Genomic DNA, 26,115 nt, shown 5'->3' with positions numbered 1-26,115 from the left:
AAATTGTGCTCGCCTGAACTGAAGGTGCAAGGGTCGCACGGAAACGGGGCGCACAGGGCAATAAGGTTGGACCCGCACGCAATATTTACTTAGTGCCACAGACAGATTGATGCCTGATTACATCGTCCTCCAATGATTAACCATTATCGGAGCACTTGTAATGACACAGCTAAATCCCGCGCAACAACCGCTTTCAGAACCGACCCCGGCTGTCGACGCTCACATCGACCTCATGGATCCGGCCGAAAGTGCTGACTACGAGACGACACGAAAAGCATTGCTTGCGGTAATGCAGAGCAGCAATGCCCCTATCAGCCTTGAAGACATTCGAATCAAGCCAGATCCAGCGTCCGGATTCGGCGAATACTGCGCTGAGAAAGCGGCTCTGCCTGCACCGCTCCAAGCCGAAAAGCAGGAGTTGCCGTTTCAGATAGACAGCGATGGCAGCGTCAGCCTGGCATTGATGCTGAGCTACAACTACGGGTTGTCGCTTCCACCATCGCCTGACAAAACGGCAATCAAAACCCTGCTCAATACGCTGGCAGAACTTCGCGCCAGTCAGGAATTGGGGCTTATTGATCAGTTCGACATCAAGGCCATGCTGACACCGAAAAATCTGCAGGACCTGAAACGAGCCCGCACCGAGTACCTGGGCAACGAAGGTGGCACGCTGCTAAGCAAGCTGGGTGCTGAAATCATTGCCTCCTGTCCACTGGCAGATGTGCAGGACTCCCCAGTGGCGGTTATGGCCCGGGTTCTCAGATCCGGACCGGCAAGGGCATTGGGACGAACGCTGCTGGCACAACTTGATCGGCCTGAGGGAGAAACGTCCGCGTCCCTGATGACACTCATGGACCGGATTTTATGGCATGCCATCAGCAGCGATCTTCAGCAACCTGAGGATCGAAAGCCTGGAGAAATTGCCGGCTACACATTCTCCAAAACAGAAGACCTGGGGCGTAGCCACGCTGACATCCTGAACGATATGCACAGCCACCTGATCAACACGGGCAAAGCGGCGTCGATCAACGAAGCAATACTCGCACGCTTCGTACTGGCACTGGAGAACTGCCCTGAATGGCTGGTCAACGGTGTTCCCGACGATCTGCCATATGGTTGTACTGAAGTGTGGGTCAATTTTCAGCATGGGGTCACCCTTGCGGAAGCCATCGAGTTTGGTTCTTCACGCTGGATGAGCTTTGACGACCTGATCGAACTGCCAGTGATCTTCAACAAAAAGATGGACACCGAAGAACAGCAGGCAGCCTATCTTACAACCCGCCTGCCCATCCTTCTGGCATGGGCGCAGGCCAACGGTTATATCCGTATTCAGGGCAAACTGCCTTATTCCGAACAAGAGATAGCACAGGCAGTCAGCGCGTTCGAAGAATCCGAAACCGAATCACTTGAAGCTGTGAATGCACTGGTTCGCACAGCGCCAGAACGCAAGGCGATGGCCATCGTCGCCATGACAGAAGCGCGAAGGACGCCTGCAATTCAACAGATACTTGAGCAGGAAGATTATCCATTCCCGCCCATTGATCTACGCCCCAGGCTGGCGGTGCTACGCAAAAGCCATACGCCTGTCTATCGCGATCATAAAGGCACCCTCTCAGCATCCAATCTGCCCTATAACGCTTACGGCATAAAACACGATTCGTCATCGTTGCTGGAGGTCTACATGGCCGGTGAAAACATTGATGACTGGAGACTGCCGGGGCGCGACAGCACGGAAGGCCTACTTCCCATAAACCGTGAAATGCAGTTGCTGTACAAGGCGCTGCCAGACATCAATCAACAATTCGAGCATGAGTTTCAGGCTTATCTGGCTGATGCCCGCAAGGCTTACGCGACAATCATTAAAAAGTTGCTGACTCAACTGCCTTTCAAGCATCGCCTGGCCATCGAAAATGGTGCCGTATCACTCTACTCGCTCAGACTACCGACCCAAGACCTGATGGCTGTTGCAGAAACCGAGAAGCATCGAGAACCACTGCGAGGCCGCGCCGGTTTTATCATTGAGGCTGTCTACGAAGGCAAAACAAGGTTCTACGAAGTTTTCCCGCTGTTGATGAGGGTGCGTTATCGCCCTGATCTGAAGGCGCTTATCGAGAATGGTGTACCCGGGATCGAGTTCTGGACGATGACATCCACAATCCCGACGCCGGTGATTGTCAATAAGGGAAGAACATTGCCGTTTGATCAAAACGCCTACCTGCGCGGCGATGAACCGCGTGATGGCGCGACCGCCACCATGATTGCAGAAATTGTTGGCGAGCCATTCGGCCCATCGAACACTGAGACAGCCCTGCATATGCCCATAACCACGTTTTCAAAACGCTGTGCCAGCATCGCCAGCACTGTCTGCAGCCAGTTGTTCTACGTTAATGAGGATGACCTTTATGCACAATGCAAAGGCATTACCAAAATAGAAAAGGACAAAAGCGCGCCCGGGGCTATCGAAGAGATAACCAATATCCTGATATCTCTGACGCCCTGGCCCGAATTCAAAAGCCTCCTGTCCGGAGAGAAAAATCGCATGAGGGCAGGAGCACTAGGGCTGACGGTCTACATGATTCCGTACGGTGGCTTCGCCGGAAAGCTGCTTGCAGGTACTGCAAAGGTCGCCACGCGTTTAGGCAAAAAGCTGATAGCCCGAGTTGGCAAAGTTCATGTTTCGAAATTGCTCATGAAAACGCGCATTACACTCAGAGGTACCACCTCGATCAATATCAGGCCAGCCCCTGACGTGACGGGGAAAGTATTGACTGGCGTCTCGCAATTCGTCGTGAAGCACGTCACCTGGAAGTTTTTGGCGATAAACGTAGGCAAGGGTTACAGTCGCAGACTGATCGCCAGTATGGGCACGCAGGAGCCTCAAGCTGAAGAGCAAAAGGCTACCTGACCTGAAGAACAGCCGAGCCGCAGGTACAAGCGTACCTGCGGCCCATAGCTATCAGCGAGGCACTACAGGCTTGCGGGCTGGCTTGCCGCCTTTGCCCTTGCCACCCTTGGCTGCATCCATGCGCTCCTTGGCGGCCTGCTTGTTGCGCGCCATTGCGGCGGCCTTGGCCTCTTCGCGTTTGTCCCACGGCTTGCTGCCATCGCTGCCACGCGGTGGCAGGCCAGTATGCTGGGTCTGGATCAGCGTAGTCTTCGCGTTCTTGGCAACCTTGTGGCTGCCGGCTGGCGTCGAGTTCTTGCGGCGCGCACTTTGATAGCTGTCGGTCGCCGGCTGATGCAACGGGATCAGTTGATCCTTGCCCGGCCCGATCAGATCGGCACGGCCCATGCGTTCAAGGGCCTCGCGCAACATCGGCCAGCCTTTAGGGTCGTGATAGCGCAGGAAGGCCTTGTGCAGACGACGCTGCGCTTCACTCTTCACAATCGTGACTGCGTCGCTCTTGTAGGTGACCTTGCGCAAAGGGTTCTTGCCGGAGTGGTACATGGCCGTGGCAGTGGCCATTGGCGACGGGTAGAACGCCTGCACCTGATCCGCGCGGAAGCCATTGCCCTTGAGCCACAGCGCCAGGTTCATCATGTCTTCATCGGTGGTGCCCGGGTGGGCGGCGATGAAGTAAGGAATCAGGTACTGCTCCTTGTCGGCTTCCTTGGTGTACTTCTCGAACATGCGCTTGAACTTGTCATAGCTGCCAATGCCCGGCTTCATCATCTGGTTGAGCGGACCTTCCTCGGTGTGTTCCGGGGCGATCTTCAGGTAACCACCTACGTGGTGAGTAACCAGTTCCTTGACGTACTCCGGCGACTCGACCGCGAGGTCATAGCGCAGGCCGGAGGCGATCAGGATCTTCTTCACGCCCGGCAAGGCACGCGCGCTGCGATACAGCTGGATCAGCGACGAGTGATCGGTATTCAGGTTCGGGCAGATGCCCGGGAATACGCAGGACGGCTTGCGGCAGGCCGATTCGATCTCCGGGCTTTTGCAGGCGATGCGGTACATGTTCGCGGTTGGCCCGCCCAGGTCGGAAATGACCCCGGTAAAGCCCGGCACCTTGTCGCGGATCTCTTCGATTTCGCGAATGATCGACTCTTCGGAGCGGTTCTGAATGATCCGGCCTTCGTGCTCGGTGATCGAGCAGAAGGTGCAGCCGCCGAAGCAGCCACGCATGATGTTCACCGAGAAACGAATCATGTCGTAGGCAGGGATCTTTTCCTTGCCGTACGCAGGATGCGGGACGCGCGCGTAAGGCATGCCAAACACGTAGTCCATTTCTTCAGTGGTCATCGGAATGGGCGGCGGGTTGAACCAGACGTCGACCTCTCCATGCTTCTGCACCAACGCACGGGCGTTGCCCGGGTTGGTTTCAAGGTGCAGGACGCGGTTGGCGTGGGCATACAGCACGGCGTCGTTGCGGACTTTTTCCACCGATGGCAAGCGGATGACCGTCTTGTCCCGGGTCATGCGTGGGCTGGCAAGAATCTGCACCACCTTGGCTTCGTTGGGGTCCTCGACGTTGCCTTTTTCCTGCTCGATGGCGCAGGCCTGCGTGTCCTGGGTGTTGACGTACGGGTTGATGATCTTGTCGACCTTGCCCGGACGGTCAATACGCGTGGAATCGACTTCGTACCAGCCCTGCGGCGTGTCGCGACGAATGAACGCGGTGCCGCGCACATCGGTGATGTCTTCGATCTTGTGGCCGTAGGACAGGCGCTGAGCGACTTCGACAATCGCACGCTCGGCGTTGCCGTACAGCAGGATGTCGGCGCAGGCATCGATCAGGATCGAGTTGCGAACCTTGTCCTGCCAATAGTCATAGTGGGCAATACGACGCAGGGAAGCTTCGATGCCGCCCAGCACGATAGGCACATGCTTGTAAGCTTCCTTGCAGCGCTGGCTGTAGACCAGACTTGCGCGATCCGGACGCTTGCCGGCCATGCCGCCAGGGGTATAAGCGTCATCGGAGCGAATTTTCTTGTCCGCGGTATAGCGGTTGATCATCGAGTCCATGTTGCCTGCAGCGACACCGAAGAACAGGTTCGGCTCGCCGAGCTTCATGAAATCGTCTTTGGACTGCCAGTTTGGCTGCGCAATGATCCCGACCCGAAAGCCCTGGGACTCAAGCAGACGGCCGATGATCGCCATGCCGAAAGACGGGTGATCGACGTACGCATCACCGGTAACGATGATGATGTCGCAGGAATCCCAGCCAAGCAGATCCATCTCTTCCCGGCTCATGGGCAGGAAAGGTGCTGGTCCGAAACATTCGGCCCAGTACTTGGGATAGTCAAATAACGGCTTGGCTGCTTGCATGTTCAGGACCTACGTTTGCACGTTGGAAAAATCGCGGGCGCGGAATATAGCACATTTTTTGATCAAACCCGACGACAGTGGTCGGATTTGATGAGCCTGACCTCGGGTCAATCGTCGTCGAAGTTGTAACTGCCCGGTGCCAGGTTCTCGAAACGCGTGTATTTGCCAATGAATGCGAGGCGCGTGGTGCCGATCGGCCCGTTACGCTGCTTGCCGATGATGATCTCGGCAATGCCTTTATGCTCGGTCTCCGGGTGATACACCTCGTCCCGGTAGACGAACATGATCACGTCGGCGTCCTGCTCGATCGCTCCGGATTCCCGAAGATCGGAGTTGATCGGACGCTTGTTCGGCCGCTGCTCCAGGGAGCGGTTGAGCTGCGACAGGGCAATGACCGGGCAGTTGAATTCCTTGGCCAGCGCTTTCAGCGAGCGCGAAATCTCGGAAATTTCGTTGGTCCGGTTGTCACCGCTCGATCCGGGAATCTGCATCAATTGCAGGTAGTCGATCATGATCATGGCGATATCGCCGTGCTCACGCACGATCCGCCGTGTACGCGCACGCATTTCGGACGGGCTGATACCGGCAGTGTCATCGATGAACAGCTTGCGATCATTGAGCAGATTGACCGCAGACGTCAGCCGCGGCCAGTCATCGTCGTCGAGCTGGCCCGCGCGCACCTTGGTCTGGTCGATGCGCCCCAGTGACGACAACATACGCATGATCAGCGATTCACCTGGCATCTCCAGCGAGTAGACCAGAACCACCTTGTCACTGCGCAGCACCGCGTTCTCGACAAGGTTCATGGCAAACGTGGTTTTACCCATCGACGGACGTCCGGCAACGATGATCAGGTCAGCGGGCTGCATTCCGCTGGTCTTTTCGTCGAGGTCGGTGTACCCGGTGGACAGGCCGGTGATGGCGTTATCACTGTTGAACAGGGTATCGATACGGTCGATGGCCTTGGTCAGCAGGTCGTTGACGCTGACCGGGCCACCAGTCTTGGGGCGCGCTTCGGCGATCTGGAAGATCTGCCGCTCAGCCTCGTCAAGAATTTCTTCGGCGGTGCGGCCTTCCGGGTTGAACGCACTGTCGGCGATTTCGGTGCTGATGCCGATCAATTGCCGCAATGTGGCACGGGCCCGCACAATCTGCGCGTAGGCCTTGATGTTGGCGACAGAAGGCGTGTTTTTCGCCAGCTCACTGAGGTAGCCCAGGCCGCCTACTTGTGAGGTCTGCCCTTCCTTGTCCAGTTGCTCAGCCAGGGTGACCACGTCAATCGGGCTGTTCTGATCGGCCAAACGAGCGATGGCGCGGAAAATCAGGCGGTGGTCATGTCGATAGAAATCACCATCGGAAACTTGATCAAGCACCCGCTCCCAGGCGTTGTTATCCAGCATCAAACCACCGAGCACGGCCTGTTCGGCCTCGATGGAATGTGGCGGCACCTTCAGGGCAGCGGTTTGCAGATCGTATTGCTCGGGGGTGGAAATATCGTTCATGGCCACTTCAATTCGAGGTTTGCAGAATGGGGATGGCACAAAGACAAAGGGCACGACCTGTGAACAGGATCGTGCCCGATGTTAATCCTCTGGCAGCAATGCCGCCAGACGATTACGTATTGCTTAAGCAGCCACTACGACAACGCGTACGGTCGCTTCTACGTCGCTGTGCAGGTGCACGGCTACGTCGTATTCGCCAACGTTGCGGATAGTGCCGTTCGGCAGACGAACTTCGCTTTTTGCAACTTCAACGCCGGAGGCGGTCAGTGCATCAGCGATGTCGTGCGTACCGATCGAACCGAACAGCTTGCCTTCGTCACCAGCGGTGGCAGTGATAGTCACTTCCAGCTCAGCCAGTTGGGCAGCGCGAGTTTCGGCAGATGCTTTCTTGTCTGCAGCCAGTTTTTCCAGCTCTGCACGACGCTCTTCAAACGCAGCCACGTTGGCAGCAGTTGCAGCGGTTGCTTTGCCGTAAGGCAGCAGGTAGTTACGGCCGTAGCCGGCCTTAACGTTTACTTTGTCGCCCAGGTTGCCCAGGTTGGCGACTTTTTCCAGAAGGATCAGTTGCATGTGGAAATCCTCTTAACTTTTAACCTTCACCGTTCGCAGGACCATTGCCGGAATCTTTCGAACTCCGGCGACCGCGAAAATCAATCAGGCTGTCGACAATGGCAATTACCACGAGCAACGGATAGATCAGTTGCATGAACACCAGCAGCGTTATGTACATCCCTACCAGCCAGAACCGGGAAAGCCGCTTTTCAGCAACCAGACCGTGGATCAGAGCCAGCCCCGCAAACACCAGCGGTACGCTGCAAAGCGGTGTAAGCATTGCTATCTGCGGACCGAAATTCGGCCCCACCAGCATGCACACCAACAGCGCCAACGCAGGCACCAGCGGGAGTTTCACAGCGCGAAATTCACGCCCGAAACCACCAGGGTTGTACAACATCGCTTGCCAGTACCGCCCAAGAATCAGGCACAGCACACTGACGATTTGCAGCACAGCCGCTATCAGGCCATTCAGGACGGGTGCAATCAGTGCTCCCAGACGCGCTCGCTCTTCTACGTTCAACTGCTCGTAGAGCCCGGCCAGCATTGTAGGCAGATGCTTTTGCAGCTCCTGCGACATTGCTTCCAGAGGTTCGCGAAAAACCGTGCCCAGAATTACTGCATACACCACGCCCAACGCCACGCTGACCAGCAGCACGCGGACCCAGGACTCGCTGGCACGCAAAACCATTGCCAAACTCAGCGAACCGGCCAGCACCATGGCTGTACGGGGTTCGCCGAAATACCACCAGACCAAAGCCGGCAGCAGAGCCCAGGACAGGACACCAACGGCATCACTGAACCCGCGTCGCAGAAGCACAAGGCACCCTGCGGCAGCACTCAACCAGAACAACAGCGGCAATGCCGCACATCCAGCCACTACGAGAGTGGCCTGCATACGGCCGCGCATGATGAATTCAGCCAGGGCACGCATGCTTTCTATCCTTTGTTACGTTTTGTCGACTACCTGGTCTCAGCGGCCGTGGCTGTCGGTGTAGGCCAGCAGGGCCAGGAAGCGGGCACGCTTGATAGCGGTGGCCAGCTGACGCTGATAACGTGCTTTGGTACCAGTGATACGGCTTGGAACGATTTTGCCGGTCTCGGATACGTAGGCTTTCAGAGTGTTGAGATCTTTGTAATCGATCTCTTTGACGTCTTCAGCGGTGAAGCGGCAGAATTTACGACGACGGAAGAAACGTGCCATGTGATTGGCTCCTCAAAAGGTCCGTGGATTACTCGTCAGCGTTATCGCTAACGTCGCTGTTGTCGCCGTCATCGCCATCGGCGCTGTCGGAGTGCTCAGGACGGTCACGACGCTCACGGCGCTCACTGCGGTTCTCTTCAGCCTTGAGCATCTCGGACTGGCCAGTTACGGCTTCGTCGCGACGGATGACCAGGTTACGGATCACAGCATCGTTGTAACGGAAGTTGTCTTCCAGCTCGGCCAGAGCCTTGCCAGTGCACTCAACGTTCAGCATCACGTAGTGAGCCTTGTGAACATTGTTGATTGCGTAAGCCAGTTGACGACGGCCCCAATCTTCCAGACGGTGGATTTTGCCGCCGTCTTCTTCGATCAGCTTGGTGTAACGCTCTACCATGCCGCCGACTTGCTCGCTTTGATCCGGGTGGACCAAAAAGATAATTTCGTAATGACGCATGAATGCTCCTTACGGGTTGTAGCCTGCCGCTCAAAAGCGGTCAGACAAGGAGTGAATGACACTGTTGGTCTTGCTCAGGGACAGGCACATGCGCGCCTGCCGTGACAGCAAGGGGCGCAATTGTAGAGAAGGGTCGAGGGAGGCGCAAGGCAATTGGTGAATTAATGAGCAGATCGCATGGCGCGACCTGCTCACTCTGGCCAGGCGCCGAAATCAGGCCTTTTTGCCGGCAGCCTTGACACTGCGCTGACGCAGCGCTTCAAACAGACACACGCCGGTCGCGACCGACACGTTGAGACTGCTGACACTGCCCGCCATCGGCAGACGCACCAGATAATCGCAGTGCTCGCGGGTCAGGCGACGCATGCCCTTGCCTTCCGCGCCCATGATGATGATGGTCGGGCCGGTCAGATCCTGTTGATACAACTCGACCTCGGCCTCGCCTGCCGTACCGACAACCCACAAGCCGCGCTGCTGAAGCTTTTCCAGCGTGCGCGCCAGATTGGTCACAGCCACCAGCGGGATGACTTCTGCCGCACCGCAGGCGACTTTGCGCACCGCTGGCGTCAAGGCTGCAGACTTGTCCTTGGGCACGATCACGGCCAGTGCACCTGCCGCATCGGCGGTACGCAGGCAGGCGCCGAGGTTGTGCGGATCGGTCACGCCATCAAGCACCAGCAGCAACGGCGAACCTTCGCTGCGGTCGAGTAGCTCGTCGAGCATTGCCTCGCCCCAGACCTGACTCGGGCTCACATCGGCAACCACACCCTGATGCACGCCTTCAACCCAGGCGTCCATTTCGCGGCGTTCCGCCTGACCAATGGTCACGCGATTCTCACCCGCCAGCGCCACCAGCGTCTGTACGCGAGGGTCGTTACGACCCTCGGCCAGCCAGATGTGCTTGACGCGTTTCGGGTGATGACGAAGTAACGCTTCTACGGCGTGAACGCCGTAGATTTTTTCCAGCTGACTCATGACTTGGCCTTGGGTTTACGAGCGCCACCGCTTTTCGCGGTTGGCGCGGAGCCCGATTTTGACGGACCTTTACGGTGTTTACTGGCCGGCTTGCTCGACGAAGGAGCAGAGCCCGACCTGTCAGACTTTCCCGACGACGCCTTGCTACCACCCTTCGCGTCTGCCAGAAGGGCTTTTTTCAGCTCGCGGCTTTTACGCACTTCTGCGTTTTTCGCCGCCGCATCGCTCGGGCGATACGCTTCGGTACTGCTCTCCTTGGCAGAAGCGCTACGGCGACCGGACTTGGCAGGCGCCTTTTCCTTTTCAGTCGTTGTCGTGGCGGCAGGCGGCGCAGTGTCATGACCACGACGCTTGCGACCAGCCGGCGTTGCAGCCGCTGCGGTTTCGGAAATCTCGAAGTCGATCTTGCGCTCATCCAGATCAACACGCATGACGCGCACTTCGACGCTGTCGCCCAGACGGAAATTACGTCCGGTACGCTCGCCGGCAAGGCGGTGATGCAGGGGGTCAAAATGGTAGTAGTCACCCGGCAGAGCCGTGACGTGGACCAGACCTTCGACGTAGATGTCAGTCAGCTCGACGAACAGGCCAAAGCCGGTTACCGCCGTGATCACGCCCGGGAATGACTCGCCCACGCGATCTTTCATGTACTCGCACTTGAGCCAGTTGACCACGTCGCGCGTAGCCTCGTCGGCACGGCGCTCGCTCATCGAGCATTGTTCGCCCAACTGATCGAGCAGCGCGTCGTCGTACGGGTAGATACGCGCCTTCGGAATCGTTGCAGCACCGGCACGACGTACGTGTGGAGTATCCTGCTTGGAGCGGATAACGCTGCGAATAGCACGGTGCGTCAGCAGATCCGGATAACGACGGATCGGCGAGGTGAAGTGCGTATACGCTTCGTAATTTAGACCGAAGTGGCCGTTGTTGTCCGAGCTGTAAACGGCCTGGCTCAACGAACGCAGCATGACGGTCTGAATCAGGTGGTAATCCGGGCGGTCACGAACGGTTTCAAGCAGCGCCTGATAATCCTTCGGTGTCGGTCCTTCCTTGCCTTTGTGCAGCGTCAGACCCAGCTCACCCAGGAATGCACGCAGTTTTTCCAGACGCTCTGGCGGCGGACCATCATGGACGCGGTACAACGCGGGAATTTCGTGTTTCTTCAAGAACTGCGCGGTGGCCACGTTGGCGGCCAGCATGCACTCTTCGATCAGCTTGTGAGCATCGTTGCGAGTGGTCGGACGGATTTCGGCAATCTTGCGCTCGGAACCGAAGATGATCCGGGTTTCCTGAGTTTCGAAATCGATCGCACCGCGCACATGACGCGCACCCAGCAACACCTTGTACATGGCGTAAAGCTGCTTGAGGTGCGGAACCACGTCGCCGTATTCGCCACGAAGGCTTTTGGCTTCAGCCGTTTTCGGCTGTTCCAGGATCGTGCTGACCTTGTTGTAGGTCAGGCGAGCGTGGGAGTGGATGATGCCTTCGTAGAATACGTAGTCAGTCATCTCGCCGGTCTTGGAGATGGTCATCTCGCAAACCATGGCCAGACGATCAACGTGCGGGTTCAGCGAGCACAGGCCGTTGGACAATTGCTCAGGCAGCATGGGCACGACGCGCTCGGGGAAGTACACCGAGTTGCCGCGAACCTGGGATTCAGCATCCAGCGCCGAGCCGATTTTCACGTAGCTCGATACGTCGGCAATGGCCACATAGAGCTTCCAGCCACCGGAGAACAAGCGCAGCTTGCCCGGCTTGGCTTCGCAATAAACCGCGTCGTCGAAATCGCGAGCGTCTTCGCCGTCGATGGTTACAAAAGGCAGGTGGCGCAGGTCTACGCGATTTTCCTTGTCCTTCTCTTCGACTTCCGGCTTGAGCTTCGCAGCTTCCTTGAGTACAGCCTCAGGCCACACGTGCGGAATATCGTAAGTGCGTAACGCAACATCGATCTCCATGCCCGGTGCCATGTAGTTGCCGACCACTTCGACAACATCACCTTGTGGCTGGAAGCGCGGCGTTGGCCAGTGGGTGATTTTCACCTCGACGAACTGGCCGATCTTCGCACTGTTGTTGCGGCCCGGTGTTACCAGCACTTCCTGCTGGATTTTCGGATTATCGGGTACAACAAAACCAATGCCGCTCTCTTCAAAGTAGCGACCAACGATGGTTTCGTGAGCACGCGAGATCACTTCGACAATAACGCCTTCGCGACGACCGCGACGGTCAAGGCCGGAAACACGCGCCAGCGCCCGGTCACCGTCGAACACCAGACGCATCTGCGCCGGGCTCATGAACAGGTCATCGGAACCGTCGTCCGGCACCAGAAAGCCGAAACCGTCACGGTGCCCGGAGATACGACCCAGAATAAGGTCAAGCTTGTCTACCGGTGCATATGTGCCACGACGGGTATAGATCAACTGGGCGTCACGCTCCATTGCCCGAAGGCGGCGGCGCAGAGCTTCGAATTGGTCTTCGGTGGTCAGGCCGAATTCTTCGACCAGTTGCTCGCGACTGGCCGGCGAACCGCGCTCGGCAAGGTGCTGCAAGATCAGCTCACGGCTGGGAATAGGGTTTTCGTATTTTTCCGCTTCACGAGCGGCCTCGGGATCGAGGGACTGCCAATCGACCATTAGATAGTTTTCACCTTGTATATATAGGGGTTAGTTTGGCATAGACCTCATGAAACGGGAAATTTCACGCTCAAACCACTCGACAAAAAGCCTCCCTGACCACGCTGCAAGACCCGAAACACACCGCTCGCGATTTTTTTCGACTTTTTTTCATCGCCGGGGTTTACAGCCTAAAAAGCGCTCCGTATAGTGCGCGCCATCGGCAGGTTGATGCCTTCCGATACTGCCCAGATGGTGAAATTGGTAGACACGCCAGCTTCAGGTGCTGGTGACCGCAAGGTCGTGGAAGTTCGAGTCTTCTTCTGGGCACCAATTCAAACAAAACTGAGCCACTGGCTCGGTTTTGTGCTTTCAGGGGTTTGAACTTTCCGGGGTCTGAAAGTGTTATGGCCCTGCGTGTGTACAGCGCCACATTAGGTGCCGCCCTACGAAAGCCTCAAGCCCTGAATTGCCCCAGGCTCGCCTTCAACTGCGCAGCCAGCCCGTTTAGCACTTTGCCGCTAGCAGTCGTCTCAACCACCGCTTTTGCGGCTTTCTCGGCCTGCGCGTGAATCACCTCGACCCGACCGCGAACGGCCTGCGCGCCTTCAGCCTGATGTACAGCCGCCTTGGTTGCCAGACCGATGGCAGCATGCACTTGCTCGACGGACGCCTGCACGGTCTGCTGGCGTTTGGCGCTGTCACGCAATACTTCCAGCCCTTCCTTGGCCTGTCGGCCAGCGATGCCGATGGCAGCGACCGCCTCTTTCGCACCGCGCTGCAAGGCGATGATGTGTTCCTGGATATCGCCCGTCGAGCTTTGTGTCTTGCTGGCCAGCGCACGCACCTCGTCAGCTACCACGGCGAAGCCCCTGCCCGTTTCACCCGCGCGCGCCGCTTCGATGGCTGCGTTGAGTGCGAGCAGGTTGGTTTGTTCGGCAATGCCGTGGATAACTTCCAGCACAATCTCAATCTGCTGGCTTTGCTGCGCCAGACGCTCGATGACCTGCGCACCGGTTTCGACCTGCCCGGCCAGCGCCTCGATCAAACCGCCGACCTGATTGGACGTGCGGGTGTTTTCATCGGTCGCCTGCTTGATATCGACCACTTGACGTAGGGCTGCCTGCATCGCCTGGCTTTCCGACTGCGCCTCATCGGCCATCTGCTCCAGCGCCTTGAGGCTGGCCGCCACTTCGTCTCGCTGCAGTTCGGCTGCAGCATCGGCGCCGGCGTTGCGCTGGCCCATCACGCCGATTTCCTGCCCGGTGCGCTGCGCCACCTCGCCCGCCTCACGAACGATAGGCTGCAACTTGTCGATGAAGCGATTGACCGCCGCCGACATGTCGCCGATTTCGTCATTACTGTCCAGCTTGACGCGCTTGGTCAGGTCGCCCTCACCCGCCGCCAGATCATTGAGCGCAGCGATCAGCAGATGCAGCTTGCTGACGACTCGACGCCCGAGCACCACCGCCAGTAACAGCAGTACGCCCAGGCCGACCAGCGTCAGCCCCATGCCGATCCGCCAGCGCAACGTTTCGGCGGCTTTCTGAACCGCAACACGCGTGTTGGTGGTCATTGCAGCACCCGCCGTCTGAGCGGATTGCAAGCGCGCGCGCAAGGCGGTCGAACTGTCTTTGGAGGCACTGGCAAGGCTGTCGGAAACCAGTTGCTCGCCACTGGTTATCAGGGTGGCGAAACGCTTGTCCAGCGCAGCAAGATTTTCCTCGACCATTGCCGTCGACACTCCCATGCGCACCTTGCCGATCTCGACACCGTTAGGGCTGATAGAGGCCTCGACGTAATACACCGACGGGTCGTTTTTCGCGGCATTGAGGATCTTGTCCATCGCCCGCTCGCCTTCACCCTTGGCCAGCAGCGCCTTGACCAGCGGGTTATCGCGGTTCATGTACCGCGTAAGGTGCTCACCCGCGGCGTCGTCATAGACCACAAACAACACGTTGGGATTGCGCTGGGCGCGTCGGGCGAATTCGGAAAGGGTTGGCGTGTCGTTGTCCCACATGGCGCGCGGGGCAACCGCAGCCAGTAGCTCGGCCATGTCAGTGGCGGACTCTCTCAGGTCTTTTTCCAGCGTGGCACGCAGTTGGGCCTGCTCTTCCTTCAGGCGGGTAGAAAGTCCGACGCTCAAGCGCTGACGCGTACTGGCTGAAAGCGAGTCGAGGCTCGACGTCACTTCGCTACTCGCCAGCTCCAGCTCGGAGGAAAGATGTTGCGAATCTACCCCAAGGCGATTGGCAAGGTCAGCCTCAAGCGCTGTGACTGTGCTCCGGGTAAGAGCAACCGCCACGATGACCTGCACCAAAAGAGCAATGCCCAGGGCAATGAAGACCGGGCGCAGCAGACGGCTTTGCAATAGAGATAAGACAGCAGACACAGGAGAATCCCTCCACCCTCAGCGCCATTAAAATGATGGCACTTTTCTGTCATCTTTGTAGCAAGCGCCGTGCCGTGACACAAGTCTCACTTTTGCCGCGATTGAATCCTGCGGACGCTGAAAACAAAAAGGGCCGCAAACGCGGCCCTCTTGATACAGCGCGGCGAAGTATTAGCCGAACGGGTGACGCAGCACGATGGTTTCGTTACGGTCAGGACCGGTCGAAATGATATCGATAGGCGCGCCAACCAGCTCTTCGACGCGCTTGATGTAGGCGCGAGCGGCTGCAGGCAACTCTTCCAGGGTCTTGGCACCCAGCGTGGATTCGCTCCAGCCAGGCATCTGCTCGTAGACCGGACGCAGACCCAGGTAGCTGTCGGCGTCAGTAGGTGCGTCGATGACCGCGCCTTCTTCGTTCTCGTAGCCGACACAGATGTTGATGGTCTCAAGACCGTCAAGCACGTCCAGCTTGGTCAGGCACAGGCCCGAGATGCTGTTGATTTCGATGGCGCGACGCAGGATGACGGCATCGAACCAGCCGCAACGACGAGCGCGACCGGTGGTAGCGCCGAACTCGTGGCCACGCTTGGCCAGGAAAGCACCGACATCGTCGAACAGCTCGGTCGGGAACGGACCCGAACCCACACGCGTGGTGTAGGCCTTGGTGATGCCCAGAATGTAATCCAGGTACATCGGACCAAAACCCGAACCGGTAGCGATACCGCCAGCAGTGGTGTTGGAGCTGGTGACGTACGGATAAGTACCGTGGTCGATGTCCAGCAACGAACCCTGGGCACCTTCGAACATGATGTCCTTGCCGTCGCGACGCATTTCATGCAGCGCAGCGGTGACGTCGAGCATCAGCGGCTTGAGCAGATCGGCGTATTCCATGCACTCGTCGAGTGTCTTCTGGAAGTCGATGGCAGGCTCTTTGTAGTAATTGACCAGCACGAAGTTGTGGTAGTCGAGCAGCTCGCCCAGCTTGGCCGCGAAGCGTTCGCGATGGAACAGGTCGCCAATGCGCAGACCGCGACGCGCAACCTTGTCTTCGTAAGCCGGGCCGATACCACGACCGGTGGTGCCGATCTTGAATTCGCCGCGGGCTTTTTCACGCGCCTGGTCCAGTGCAACATGGTACGACAGGATCAGCGGGCAGGACGGGCTGATGCGCAGACGCTCACGCACTGGAATGCCTTTCTCTTCCAGCTTGATGATTTCGCGCAGGAGCGCGTCGGGAGCAACCACTACACCGTTACCGATCAGGCACTGCACGCCTTCGCGCAGTACACCGGACGGAATCAGGTGCAATACGGTTTTCTCACCGTCGATCACCAGTGTGTGACCAGCGTTGTGGCCACCCTGATAGCGAACTACGGCGGTAGCATGTTCGGTCAGCAGATCAACGATCTTGCCTTTGCCCTCATCACCCCATTGAGTGCCCAGGACTACGACATTCTTACCCATAACACTTGTCCTCATTCACGCAAACTTGGTGCCGGCGGCCGCCGACAGGAATACTCAAGAAGCCAGCGGCATTACCTGCCAGTGCTCGCCATGCTGAATCAATTGCCGGTCACAGTCGGCTTCACGCGCGGCGCTCGCCTGCTGCCCAGGCAAAGCCTGAACCACACGCTGACCTTCACTGCGCAACTGGCAAACCGTCTGCCAGAGTGCCGCATCCGTACTGTCCGGCACCCAGATGCCACCAGACGGTAAGACGATTTCTGCCTGCCCCAGGGTTACCAGGGTTTTCAGGTCGGTGGAAAAGCCGGTAGCCGGACGGGCGCGGCCGAAGTCGGCGCCGATGTCATCGTAACGACCGCCCTGCGCGATCGACTGGCCCACGCCCGGCACGAACACCGCAAACACCACACCGGTGTGGTAGTGATAGCCACGCAGCTCGCCGAGATCGAAGTACAGCGGCAACTGCGGGAAACGCGCAGCCAGACGCTCGGCTATTGCCAGCAAGTCGTCCAGCGCGGCCAGCACCGGCGCAGGTGCGCCAGCCAGACGATCACGCGCCGCGTCCAGCACCTCACGACCACCACACAGATCAACCAGCGCACGCAGCATTGTTGCGAGCTCTTGCGGGAGATCGGCGGTCAGGGCAACCACTTCATCAATAGCCTTGCGCTGCAGTGCATCGAACAACTGCTGCTCGACTTCTCCCGACAGGCCAGCGGCACGCGCCAGACCACGGTAGATGCCGACATGCCCAAGGTCCATGTGCACGTCCGGCACATCGGCCAGTTGCAACATGGCCAGCATCAGGCTGATGACTTCTACGTCACTGCTCGGGCTGGCATCGCCGTACAGCTCGGCGCCCAGTTGAATGGGGCTGCGCGAGGAAGACAGTGCGCGTGGCTGGGCGTGCAGGACACTGCCCGCGTAGCACAGACGACTAGGGCCTTCACGCTTGAGGGTGTGAGCATCGATGCGTGCAACCTGCGGCGTGATGTCGGCGCGAAAGCCCATCTGCCGGCCCGATTGCGGGTCGATAACCTTGAAGGTGCGCAGGTCCAGATCCGAACCCGCGCCGGTCAGCAGGGATTCGAGATACTCGATATGCGGGGTGACGACAAACTCATAGCCCCAGCTCTGAAACAGATCCAACACCTGACGGCGCGCTACTTCAATGCGCGCCGCTTCCGGTGGCAGTACTTCTTCGATGCCATCTGGTAGCAGCCAGCGGTCGACCGTTGCCATTACGCCATTCCCCTGTGATCCAGGCGGCCAGCCTACAGGCCAGCCTTGAGTGAAGCAGAAAGTGGTGCGCTGTATGACGGGCACGACAAATGCCCGAGACAGGTCTTGCAGACCACTTTCCTCGAAAAATCTTGCCGTGCTCTGATTCAGATACGGCCAATCAATCGTGCAGACGCAAAAAAGCCGGGAATTTCCCGGCTGCCGCATGATACACACGTTTCACCGTACGTTCACCCCACCGGGCGGTTTTGCCGCCCGGCGGGTGATTAATTACGGCTTGGCTTTTTCCAGATAGCGAAAGAATTCGCTGTTCGGATCGAGCACCATCACGTCGCTCTTGTCCGCAAAGCTTTCACGGTAGGCGCGCAGGCTGCGATAAAACGCGTAGAACTCCTGGTCCTGACCATATGCCTTGGAGTAGATCGCGGCAGCCTGGGCATCACCATCACCACGCGCTTCTTCCGACTCGCGATAGGCTTCTGCCAGCAACACACGACGCTGACGATCGGCGTCGGCACGAATGCCTTCAGCCAGCTCGTTACCCTTGGCACGGTGCTCGCGAGCTTCACGCTCACGCTCGGTGCTCATACGCTCGAAAACGCTGCGATTCACTTCCTTCGGCAGGTCGATGGCCTTGACCCGGACATCGACAACTTCGATACCCAGCTCTTTCTCGGCCATGCGGTTCAGCGAACCGGTGATATCAGCCATCAGCGCATCACGCTCACCCGACACAACTTCGTGCAGGGTGCGCTTGCCGAACTGGTCACGCAGGCCCGACTCCAAACGACGCGAAAGACGCTCGTCGGCAATCTGCTTGAGGCCGGAAGTCGCGGTGTAGAAACGCTCCGCATCCTTCACACGCCACTTGGCGTAGGCATCGACCATGACCGCTTTCTTTTCCAGCGTCAGGAAACGCTGGGTCGGTGCATCGAGGGTCAGCAAACGACCGTCGAACTTGCGCACCTGGTTCACATAAGGAACCTTCACATGCAGACCCGGCTGAACGTCCGCCTGGACCACACGACCGAATTGCAGCAGAACCGCGCGCTCGGTCTGGGACACTATGTAAAAGCTGTTCCAGGCGATGACTGCCAGTACCACGCCGACAATAAGGGTGATCAGTGATTTGTTACTCATCAGCGAGTCTCCCTGGTACGTACTTCACCACGCTGCTGAGCCTCATTCGCCCGGGCAGTTGCGGCGGCAGCGGCAGCATCATTAGCCGACTGCGATGGCGTACCTGAATTGGAGCCATTGCCGTTACTGCTGCGGCTGCTCTCGATCATCTTGTCGAGCGGCAGATAAAGCAGATTGTTCTGCCCCTTGTCGCCGGTCACGAGAACCTTGCTGGTGTTGCTGAAGACTTCCTGCATTGTGTCCAGATACAGACGCTGGCGGGTAACTTCAGGAGCCTTGCGGTACTCGGCAACCAGTTTGGTAAAGCGATCCGCCTCACCCTTGGCGCGCGAAACCACTTCATCGCGGTAGCCGTTGGCATCCTCAAGGATGCGCTGAGCCTGACCACGGGCTTCCGGAATCACGCCATTGGCATAGCTTTCGGCCTGATTGCGTGCACGCTGCTCGTCTTCACGAGCGCGGATCACGTCATCGAACGCTTCCTGCACTTCACGCGGTGCCGCGGCGCTCTGTACGTTCACCTGAGTGACGGTGATGCCGGTGCGGTAGGTATCGAGGAAGCGTTGCAGACGCTCCTTGATTTCGCTGGCCATCAGTTCACGACCTTCAGTCAGCACCTGATCCATTGCCGTGGAACCCACGACATGGCGCAGCGCACTTTCAGTGGCGTGCTGCAGGCTGATTTCAGGCTGATCGACGTTCAGGACGAAGTCCTGCAGGTTGCTGATCTTGTATTGCACGGTCAGCGGCACTTCGACGATGTTCTCGTCTTCGGTAAGCATCTGGCCCTGCTTGCTGTAGGCACGCTCGCGAGTCACGTTTTCCATGTACTTGCGATCGAACGGCGGGAAGTAGATGTTGAGACCCGGCCCTACGGTTTCGTGGTATTGACCGAAACGCAGCACGACAGCCTGCTCTTGCTCGTCAACAACATAGATAGCGCTGTAGAGCCAGAAAGCGACGAGCACGACCAGGCCGATACCGAGCAAGCCAAAGCCACCGCCCTTGCCTGAACCGCCACCACTGCCGCCGCCATCGCTGCCGCGTTTGTTACCGCCGCCGAACAACCCCTTCAGGCTTTCCTGCAGCTTACGGAAGGCCTCGTCGAGATCAGGTGGTCCCTTGCGGTCGCCGCCACGGCGTTTGCCACCCCAGGGATCTTGATTATTCGAGTTGCCACCCGGCTCATTCCAAGCCATAGCGCTCTCCATCTGATAAAGCAAAGACGCGCCCGCGGCGCGCCGACCAATGCTACAGAATGCTCGCGAAAGCCGTACAACGGCTTTCTCGTGCTTTTATTGCAAAGTGTGTTGCTCGATGAACTCCAGCGGCTGCAATCCTTCGCGACTCACCAGTCGATTGAGTTCAACGCGCGGCAGTCGTACGGCCAACACGCTGGCACCTTCCTCGTCATGCGTTTCGCTCTGCACCGCACCCAATTCGAAAAACTGGGCACGCAGTCGGGCAAGACTCTGAGGCAAAAGCAGCGTACCGACAAACAGGTCGTCGCCGAGCAGTTCGGCGATGGCCTGCTTGAGCAGATCCAGCCCTCGACCATCGCGGGCAGACACCCAGACACGCTGCGGCTTGCCATCGGCATCCCGCTGTATCTGAGGCTCCACGCCTTCAAGCAGATCGAGTTTGTTATAGACCTCAAGGATCGGCAAGCCCTCGGCACCGATCTCACCGAGCACGGCCATGACCTGCTCGATCTGCGACATGCGGTCAGGCTCGTGGGAGTCGATCACATGCAGCAGTAAATCGGAGTTGCTCGACTCTTCAAGCGTCGCTCGAAAGGCTTCTACCAGTTTGTGCGGCAGATGGCGAATGAAGCCTACGGTATCGGCCAGCACGATAGGGCCCAGATCATCGAGCTGCAGACGACGCAAGGTCGGATCGAGCGTGGCGAACAGCTGGTCCGCCGCAAACACATCCGAATCGGTCACCGAGTTGAAAAGGGTCGATTTACCGGCGTTGGTATACCCCACCAGAGAAACCGAAGGGATATCGGCGCGACGGCGTCCACGACGTGCCTGATCGCGCTGGCTGCGAACCTTCTCCAGCCGCCCCTTGATCTGCCGCAGGCGAACCCGCAGAAGACGTCGGTCGGTTTCGAGCTGGGTTTCGCCTGGGCCGCGCAGGCCGATACCACCTTTCTGACGCTCAAGGTGAGTCCAGCCACGGACCAGACGCGTACTCATGTGCTCAAGCTGGGCCAGTTCGACCTGAAGCTTGCCTTCGTGGGTGCGTGCACGCTGCGCAAAGATATCGAGGATCAGCCCCGTACGATCAAGCACGCGGCACTCGAAAACGCGTTCGAGGTTACGTTCCTGACTGGGCGTGAGGGTGTGATTGAAGATAACGAGATCAGCCTGTTCGGCCTTGACCTGGTCGCGAAGCTCCTCGACCTTGCCAGAGCCAATCAGGTATTTGGCCGATGGCCGATGACGCGGCACGTTGATAAACGCAACGGTATCGGCACCGGCCGATATGGCCAGCTCCTGAAACTCCTGCGGATCTTCGCGCGCCTCAGGGTCCTGACCATCCAGATGAACGAGAATTGCACGTTCACCACCACTGTGGCGCTCAAAGAACAAGGCAGACTCCTATCAGGCGTTACCTGGCTCGGCGTCTGCGCCGTCAGCGTCGGTAGCGCTGGGAAGGCGAATCGGGCGAACCGGTACGACGGTGGAAATGGCGTGTTTGTAAACCATCTGGCTGACAGTATTCTTCAGCAAAATGACGAACTGGTCGAAAGACTCGATCGTGCCCTGCAGCTTGATACCGTTGACCAGGTAGATCGATACCCCGACCTTCTCTTTTCGCAAGGTATTCAAGTAAGGGTCTTGTAGCGAATGCCCTTTTGACATGTGCCGCACTCCTTTAAGGATCAATAAATAATAAATCGAATTCGATTGGCTTACCGGCCACCCCCCAAGGATAGACGGCTATTGCAGGGACTCAGCTCAATATGGAGACCGATCCCAGGTATTTCAAGGCGCGCGACAGATTGTCGCTGGCCAGACTGTCCAGCCAGTGCAAATCCTCCCAGCTGCGTAGCCAGGTGAACTGCCTTTTGGCCAACTGGCGCGTTGCAATAATGCCGCGCTCCTGCATTTCATCCCGCGTCAGCTTCCCATCCAGGTGATCCCAGACCTGGCGATAACCGACGGCTCTTATCGAGGGCAACCCGGAATGCAGGTCGCCTCTTGAGCGCAATGCCAGTACTTCGTCCAGAAACCCCTGATCCAGCATTTGCTCAAAACGTAGCGCGATGCGTTGGTGCAGCACCTTGCGATCAGCCGGAGCGATGGCAAGGTTCGCGACAGTATAGGGCAATTGCTGACGCCCTGATGCCGCCGCTTCGGTACTTTGCGCAGTTTGTTGCTCGCGGTGTGCCGTCATGCTCATTCCGCTGACCCGATACACCTCGAGCGCCCTGATCAGTCGCTGCGGATCATTGGGGTGAATGCGCGCCGCCGAAACGGGGTCGACCACCGCCAATTGATCGTGCAATGACTGCCAGCCATAGGCCTGTGCATCAGCTTCAAGCTGTGCCCTTACCTGCGCATCGGCAGCCGGCATATCCGCCAGCCCGTGCAATAGAGCCTTGAAATACAACATAGTGCCGCCGACCAGCAAAGGAATATTTCCGCGCGCGGTAATTTCCGCCATGGCCGCCAGGGCGTCACTGCGAAAATCGGCTGCGGAGTAGCTTTGCGCTGGGTCGAGGATGTCGATCAGACGGTGTGGATATTCAGCCAGCTGTGCTTTTGAAGGCTTGGCGGTGCCGATGTCCATGCCGCGATAGACCAACGCCGAATCGACGCTGATCAGCTCGCAAGGCAACACTTTGCTCAGTTCTATCGCAAGGTCGGTCTTGCCTGCGGCGGTAGGCCCCATGAGAAAGATGGCCGGAGGTAAAGCATTCATTCATTGACCGCGCAGGAATAATTTATCCAGGTCATTGAGACCCATCTGGGTCCAGGTAGGACGACCGTGGTTACATTGCCCGCTGCGTTCGGTGTTTTCCATGTCACGCAACAGGCCGTTCATTTCCGGGATGGCCAGTCGCCGATTGGCGCGAATCGCGCCATGACAGGCCATGGTCCCGAGCAACTCGTTCATGTGTGCCTGCACCCGGTCGCTGGTGCCGTACTCCATCAGATCCGCCAGCACATCGCTGACCAGCCGATTGGCCTCGGCCTGCTTGAGCAACGCAGGGATCTGGCGGATCGCCAGGGTTTCCGGGCCAAGCCGCTGCAGCTCGAAGCCCAGACGCTGAAACGTCGCGATATGTTCTTCGGCGCAGTCCGCTTCACGCTGGCTGACCGCGAGAGATTCGGGCACCAGCAATGGCTGACCACTCAGGCCTTCATTGGCCATCGCTATTTTCAGGCGCTCGTACATGATTCGCTCGTGGGCGGCGTGCATGTCCACCAGCACCAGCCCGTGAGCGTTTTCAGCGAGGATGTAGATACCTTTTAGCTGCGCCAGCGCATAACCCAGCGGCGGGATATCGCCGGGCGACTCCGGCAGCGACGAGGGTGCGGTGCTGGGCAGCGGTGCGAAGAATTCACGGTAGGCACTTTGCGCTTCGGCCACCGGCACGCCAGAGGTGGGCCGAGGCGTATATTGATACTGATAACCGCTGCCAGCGCCGCCACCGGCAGCAGGTCGGGCAAAAGGCTCGCCCTGCGGCTGTTCCAGCACGTTATTGGCCAGACGCATTTCACCCTGCGGCCCGAACTCACCGGCCTCAGGCCCGGTAGGCCGAGGCTCGGCGGCGACCGGTACGCTGCCGCCCAGCTGGTTTTCCGGACGCACATCACCCAATGCACGGTGCAGGGTGCCATAAAGGAAGTCATGCACCATGCGCCCGTCGCGAAAGCGTACTTCATGCTTGGTCGGGTGAACGTTGACGTCTACAGCAGCCGGGTCGACCTCGAAAAAAAGCACGAACGTGGGGTGACGGCCATTGAACAACACGTCGCGATACGCCTGACGCACCGCATGAGCGACCAGTTTGTCGCGCACCGCACGCCCGTTTACGAAGAAATATTGCAGGTCGGCCTGGCTGCGCGAAAATGTCGGCAGCCCTACCCAGCCCCACAGATAAAGGCCGTTGCGTTCGATCTCGATAGGCAGCGCCTGCTCTAGGAAGCCCGGCCCGCAGATCGCCGAGACACGTCGTGCTCTGGAAGTGTCGTCATGCGCTTCATGCAGGCTCAGCACGGTCTTGCCGTTGTGACGCAAATGGAAGGCCACGTCGAAACGTGCCAGCGCCATGCGCTTGATGACTTCCTGCAGGTGATCGAATTCGGTTTTTTCGGCCTTGAGAAACTTGCGCCGGGCAGGCGTGTTGAAGAACAGATCGCGCACTTCAACGGAGGTGCCTACCGGATGCGCTGCTGGCTGGACGCGCGGTGCCATGTCACGGCCTTCGGTCTCCACCTGCCAGGCCTGATCGGCGTCGCGAGTGCGCGAGGTCAGCGTCAGGCGCGCCACGGAGCTGATCGAAGCCAGGGCCTCGCCGCGAAACCCTAGGCTCATGACGCGCTCGAGGTCCTCCAGATCGCGAATCTTGCTGGTGGCATGTCGCGCCAGCGCCAGTGGCAGGTCATCCGAGGAAATACCGCCACCGTCGTCACGCACTTTCAACAGCTTGATACCGGCCTGCTCTACATCGACATCAATACGCCGCGCGCCGGAATCAAGGCTGTTTTCCAGCAGCTCCTTGATAACCGACGCTGGACGCTCGACGACTTCGCCAGCCGCAATCTGGTTGGCCAGACGCGGGCTTAGCAATTCGATGCGCGCAGCGTTCAGGACAGTCTGAGCGTTATCGGCTTCGGTGCCGTCGAGCAGAAGATCGGTCATTGCTGAGTCGCCACCTCGGAACTTGGAATTCGCAGATCCTGGCCAATCTTCAATTCATCGGTTTTCAGATTGTTGGCGCTGCGCAGCGTGGCAATGTTCATGTCATAGCGCGCCGCGAGCATGGCCAGGGTTTCGCCAGAGCGGACCACATGGTTGCGTGGCCCTTGAGCCAGCTTGCCGTTGTCACGCAGCCAGGCAATATAAGTGCCCTGTGGCGGGTTCTGCTGGAAGAACTGCTTTACCCCGGAATTGATCGAACGCGCCAACGCCTGTTGGTGCGACGCAGAACTCAGCTTGTTGGCTTCGTTGGCGTTGGAGATAAAGCCGGTTTCCACCAGAATCGACGGGATATCCGGCGACTTGAGCACCATGAAGCCCGCCTGCTCGACGCGCGATTTGTGCAGCGAGGTGACGCGGCCAATATTGCTCAGCACCTTCTGGCCGACGTTCAGACTGGAAGACAGCGAAGCGGTCATGGACAAGTCCAGCAACACCCCGGCGAGCATGCGGTCCTTGTCATCAAGGCTTACTGCACCGGCACCACCGATCAGGTCGGAACGGTTTTCACTGTCCGCCAGCCAGCGTGCGGTTTCGGAGGTCGCACCGCGATCAGACAAGGCGAACACCGAAGCGCCAAACGCCGCGGTGGACGGCGCAGCGTCGGCGTGAATGGACACAAACAGGTCGGCCCCCTTGGAGCGGGCGATCTCGGTACGTTTGCGCAACGGAATAAAGTAGTCACCGGTCCGCGTCAGTTCAGCGCGGTAGCCTTTCTCGGCGTTGACCTGGCGCTGCAGTTCCTTGGCGATCGACAGCACCACGTTTTTCTCTTTCTGCCCAGCACCGCCCGAGGCACCCGGGTCTTCACCGCCGTGCCCGGCATCGATCACCACGACAATGTCGCGCTTGCCGTTGGGCACCGGGGTCAACTTGATTTCAGGCTTGGCCGGGCTAACCGGGACAGCGGGCGCGGTATTGGCGGCGGTATCCGGGATCACCGGTGTCGGGTTGGCATCGGCAGCGTTATCGAACAGGTCGACCACCAGACGGTTGCCGTACTGCTGGTTCGGCGCAAGCGTGAAGCTTTTGGGCGTCACCGCCTTTTTCAGGTCGATGACCACGCGCAGATCGGTCGGCGTGCGCTGGGCAGAGCGCATGCTGCTGATCGGCGTATTGGCTGTCGAGACATTCAACGGGCCACCGAGTGTCGCGCCATTGATATCGATCACCAGACGATCAGGCGAAGTCAGGGTGAATACGCTGTGCTGGACAGGCCCGGACAGGTCGAATACCAGACGTGTGTTGTCCGGTGCTCGCCATAAGCGGACACTTTTTACTTGCGTAGCGGCAACCGCCTCGACAGCCAGGGCCATCAGCAGCAGACCAACTACAGTAACCAGCGCGCGCATGCGCATACCTAACCCCATAT

Annotated in this window: 19 protein-coding genes and 1 tRNA gene; 2 read left to right on the top strand and 18 right to left on the bottom strand. The window is 58.6% G+C overall.

Annotation, left to right across the window (positions count from 1 at the left end; translation table 11 throughout):
* The first annotated feature begins 160 nt into the window (after positions 1–160).
* A complete protein-coding gene (locus LJU29_RS02630) occupies positions 161–2,905 on the top strand; it encodes a hypothetical protein (protein WP_057422122.1) in 2,745 nt (914 codons plus the stop codon).
* Between the two features lie 51 nt (positions 2,906–2,956).
* Here LJU29_RS02630 and LJU29_RS02625 read toward each other — a convergent pair whose 3' ends face one another.
* From LJU29_RS02625 to rnr, 8 genes are all read right to left on the bottom strand, one after another.
* Positions 2,957–5,272 (bottom strand): YgiQ family radical SAM protein, encoded by a 2,316-nt coding sequence (locus tag LJU29_RS02625; protein ID WP_257111608.1) that lies wholly within the window; start codon positions 5,270–5,272, stop codon positions 2,957–2,959.
* 107 nt (positions 5,273–5,379) lie between these two features.
* On the bottom strand, positions 5,380–6,774 hold the full coding sequence (dnaB, locus tag LJU29_RS02620; protein WP_002551832.1) for a replicative DNA helicase: 1,395 nt from the start codon (positions 6,772–6,774) through the stop codon (positions 5,380–5,382).
* Positions 6,775–6,897: 123 nt separating this feature from the next.
* Positions 6,898–7,344 carry a 50S ribosomal protein L9 gene (gene rplI / locus LJU29_RS02615; protein WP_002551831.1) on the bottom strand — a complete coding sequence of 149 codons (447 nt, stop codon included), beginning with the start codon at positions 7,342–7,344 and terminating at the stop codon, positions 6,898–6,900.
* A gap of 19 nt (positions 7,345–7,363) precedes the next feature.
* Positions 7,364–8,260: a YybS family protein gene (locus LJU29_RS02610; protein ID WP_004666401.1), complete on the bottom strand. Its 897-nt coding sequence runs from the start codon at positions 8,258–8,260 to the stop codon at positions 7,364–7,366.
* Positions 8,261–8,299: 39 nt separating this feature from the next.
* On the bottom strand, positions 8,300–8,530 hold the full coding sequence (gene rpsR / locus LJU29_RS02605) for a 30S ribosomal protein S18 (RefSeq protein WP_002551829.1): 231 nt from the start codon (positions 8,528–8,530) through the stop codon (positions 8,300–8,302).
* A 28-nt stretch (positions 8,531–8,558) separates the two neighbouring features.
* The gene (gene rpsF, locus LJU29_RS02600; RefSeq protein WP_002551828.1) at positions 8,559–8,984 is read right to left on the bottom strand and encodes a 30S ribosomal protein S6; all 426 of its coding nucleotides are present in this window, start codon (positions 8,982–8,984) and stop codon (positions 8,559–8,561) included.
* A 213-nt stretch (positions 8,985–9,197) separates the two neighbouring features.
* Positions 9,198–9,959, bottom strand: a complete 762-nt coding sequence (gene rlmB / locus LJU29_RS02595; protein ID WP_257111607.1) for a 23S rRNA (guanosine(2251)-2'-O)-methyltransferase RlmB — start codon at positions 9,957–9,959, stop codon at positions 9,198–9,200.
* Positions 9,956–12,589, bottom strand: a complete 2,634-nt coding sequence (rnr, locus tag LJU29_RS02590) for a ribonuclease R (protein WP_257111606.1) — start codon at positions 12,587–12,589, stop codon at positions 9,956–9,958. Before rnr ends, rlmB begins: the two co-directional genes overlap by 4 nt.
* 225 nt (positions 12,590–12,814) lie before the next feature.
* Between rnr and LJU29_RS02585 the strand changes: the two genes are divergently transcribed.
* Positions 12,815–12,901, top strand: a tRNA-Leu gene (locus tag LJU29_RS02585).
* 124 nt (positions 12,902–13,025) lie between these two features.
* On the opposite strand, the gene LJU29_RS02580 is transcribed toward LJU29_RS02585, so the two are convergent.
* From LJU29_RS02580 to LJU29_RS02535, 10 genes are all read right to left on the bottom strand, one after another.
* Positions 13,026–14,960, bottom strand: coding sequence for a methyl-accepting chemotaxis protein (locus LJU29_RS02580; RefSeq protein ID WP_257111605.1), 1,935 nt, complete (start codon positions 14,958–14,960; stop codon positions 13,026–13,028).
* Between the two features lie 171 nt (positions 14,961–15,131).
* Complete coding sequence (locus LJU29_RS02575) at positions 15,132–16,424, bottom strand: adenylosuccinate synthase (protein ID WP_002551824.1); 1,293 nt, start codon at positions 16,422–16,424, stop codon at positions 15,132–15,134.
* A 54-nt stretch (positions 16,425–16,478) separates the two neighbouring features.
* The gene (locus tag LJU29_RS02570) at positions 16,479–17,666 is read right to left on the bottom strand and encodes an ATP phosphoribosyltransferase regulatory subunit (protein WP_057422127.1); all 1,188 of its coding nucleotides are present in this window, start codon (positions 17,664–17,666) and stop codon (positions 16,479–16,481) included.
* A 270-nt stretch (positions 17,667–17,936) separates the two neighbouring features.
* The gene (hflC, locus tag LJU29_RS02565) at positions 17,937–18,806 is read right to left on the bottom strand and encodes a protease modulator HflC (RefSeq protein WP_257111604.1); all 870 of its coding nucleotides are present in this window, start codon (positions 18,804–18,806) and stop codon (positions 17,937–17,939) included.
* Positions 18,806–20,005 carry an FtsH protease activity modulator HflK gene (hflK, locus tag LJU29_RS02560; protein WP_057422128.1) on the bottom strand — a complete coding sequence of 400 codons (1,200 nt, stop codon included), beginning with the start codon at positions 20,003–20,005 and terminating at the stop codon, positions 18,806–18,808. Before hflK ends, hflC begins: the two co-directional genes overlap by 1 nt.
* Positions 20,006–20,101: 96 nt before the next feature.
* Entirely contained in the window at positions 20,102–21,403 is a 1,302-nt protein-coding gene (hflX, locus tag LJU29_RS02555) for a ribosome rescue GTPase HflX (protein WP_002551820.1), read from the bottom strand.
* Between the two features lie 12 nt (positions 21,404–21,415).
* A complete protein-coding gene (gene hfq, locus LJU29_RS02550; protein ID WP_002551819.1) occupies positions 21,416–21,676 on the bottom strand; it encodes an RNA chaperone Hfq in 261 nt (86 codons plus the stop codon).
* Positions 21,677–21,767: 91 nt separating this feature from the next.
* Positions 21,768–22,739: a tRNA (adenosine(37)-N6)-dimethylallyltransferase MiaA gene (miaA, locus tag LJU29_RS02545; RefSeq protein ID WP_011167564.1), complete on the bottom strand. Its 972-nt coding sequence runs from the start codon at positions 22,737–22,739 to the stop codon at positions 21,768–21,770.
* Positions 22,740–24,686, bottom strand: coding sequence for a DNA mismatch repair endonuclease MutL (gene mutL / locus LJU29_RS02540; protein WP_257111603.1), 1,947 nt, complete (start codon positions 24,684–24,686; stop codon positions 22,740–22,742).
* A complete protein-coding gene (locus tag LJU29_RS02535) occupies positions 24,683–26,113 on the bottom strand; it encodes an N-acetylmuramoyl-L-alanine amidase (RefSeq protein WP_197710600.1) in 1,431 nt (476 codons plus the stop codon). Before LJU29_RS02535 ends, mutL begins: the two co-directional genes overlap by 4 nt.
* Between the last annotated feature and the right edge of the window lie 2 nt (positions 26,114–26,115).

Origin of the sequence: Pseudomonas ficuserectae (assembly GCF_024584585.1) — a bacterium.
GTDB classification, from domain to species: domain Bacteria; phylum Pseudomonadota; class Gammaproteobacteria; order Pseudomonadales; family Pseudomonadaceae; genus Aquipseudomonas; species Aquipseudomonas amygdali.
This window is presented reverse-complemented; position numbering and strand designations above follow the sequence as displayed.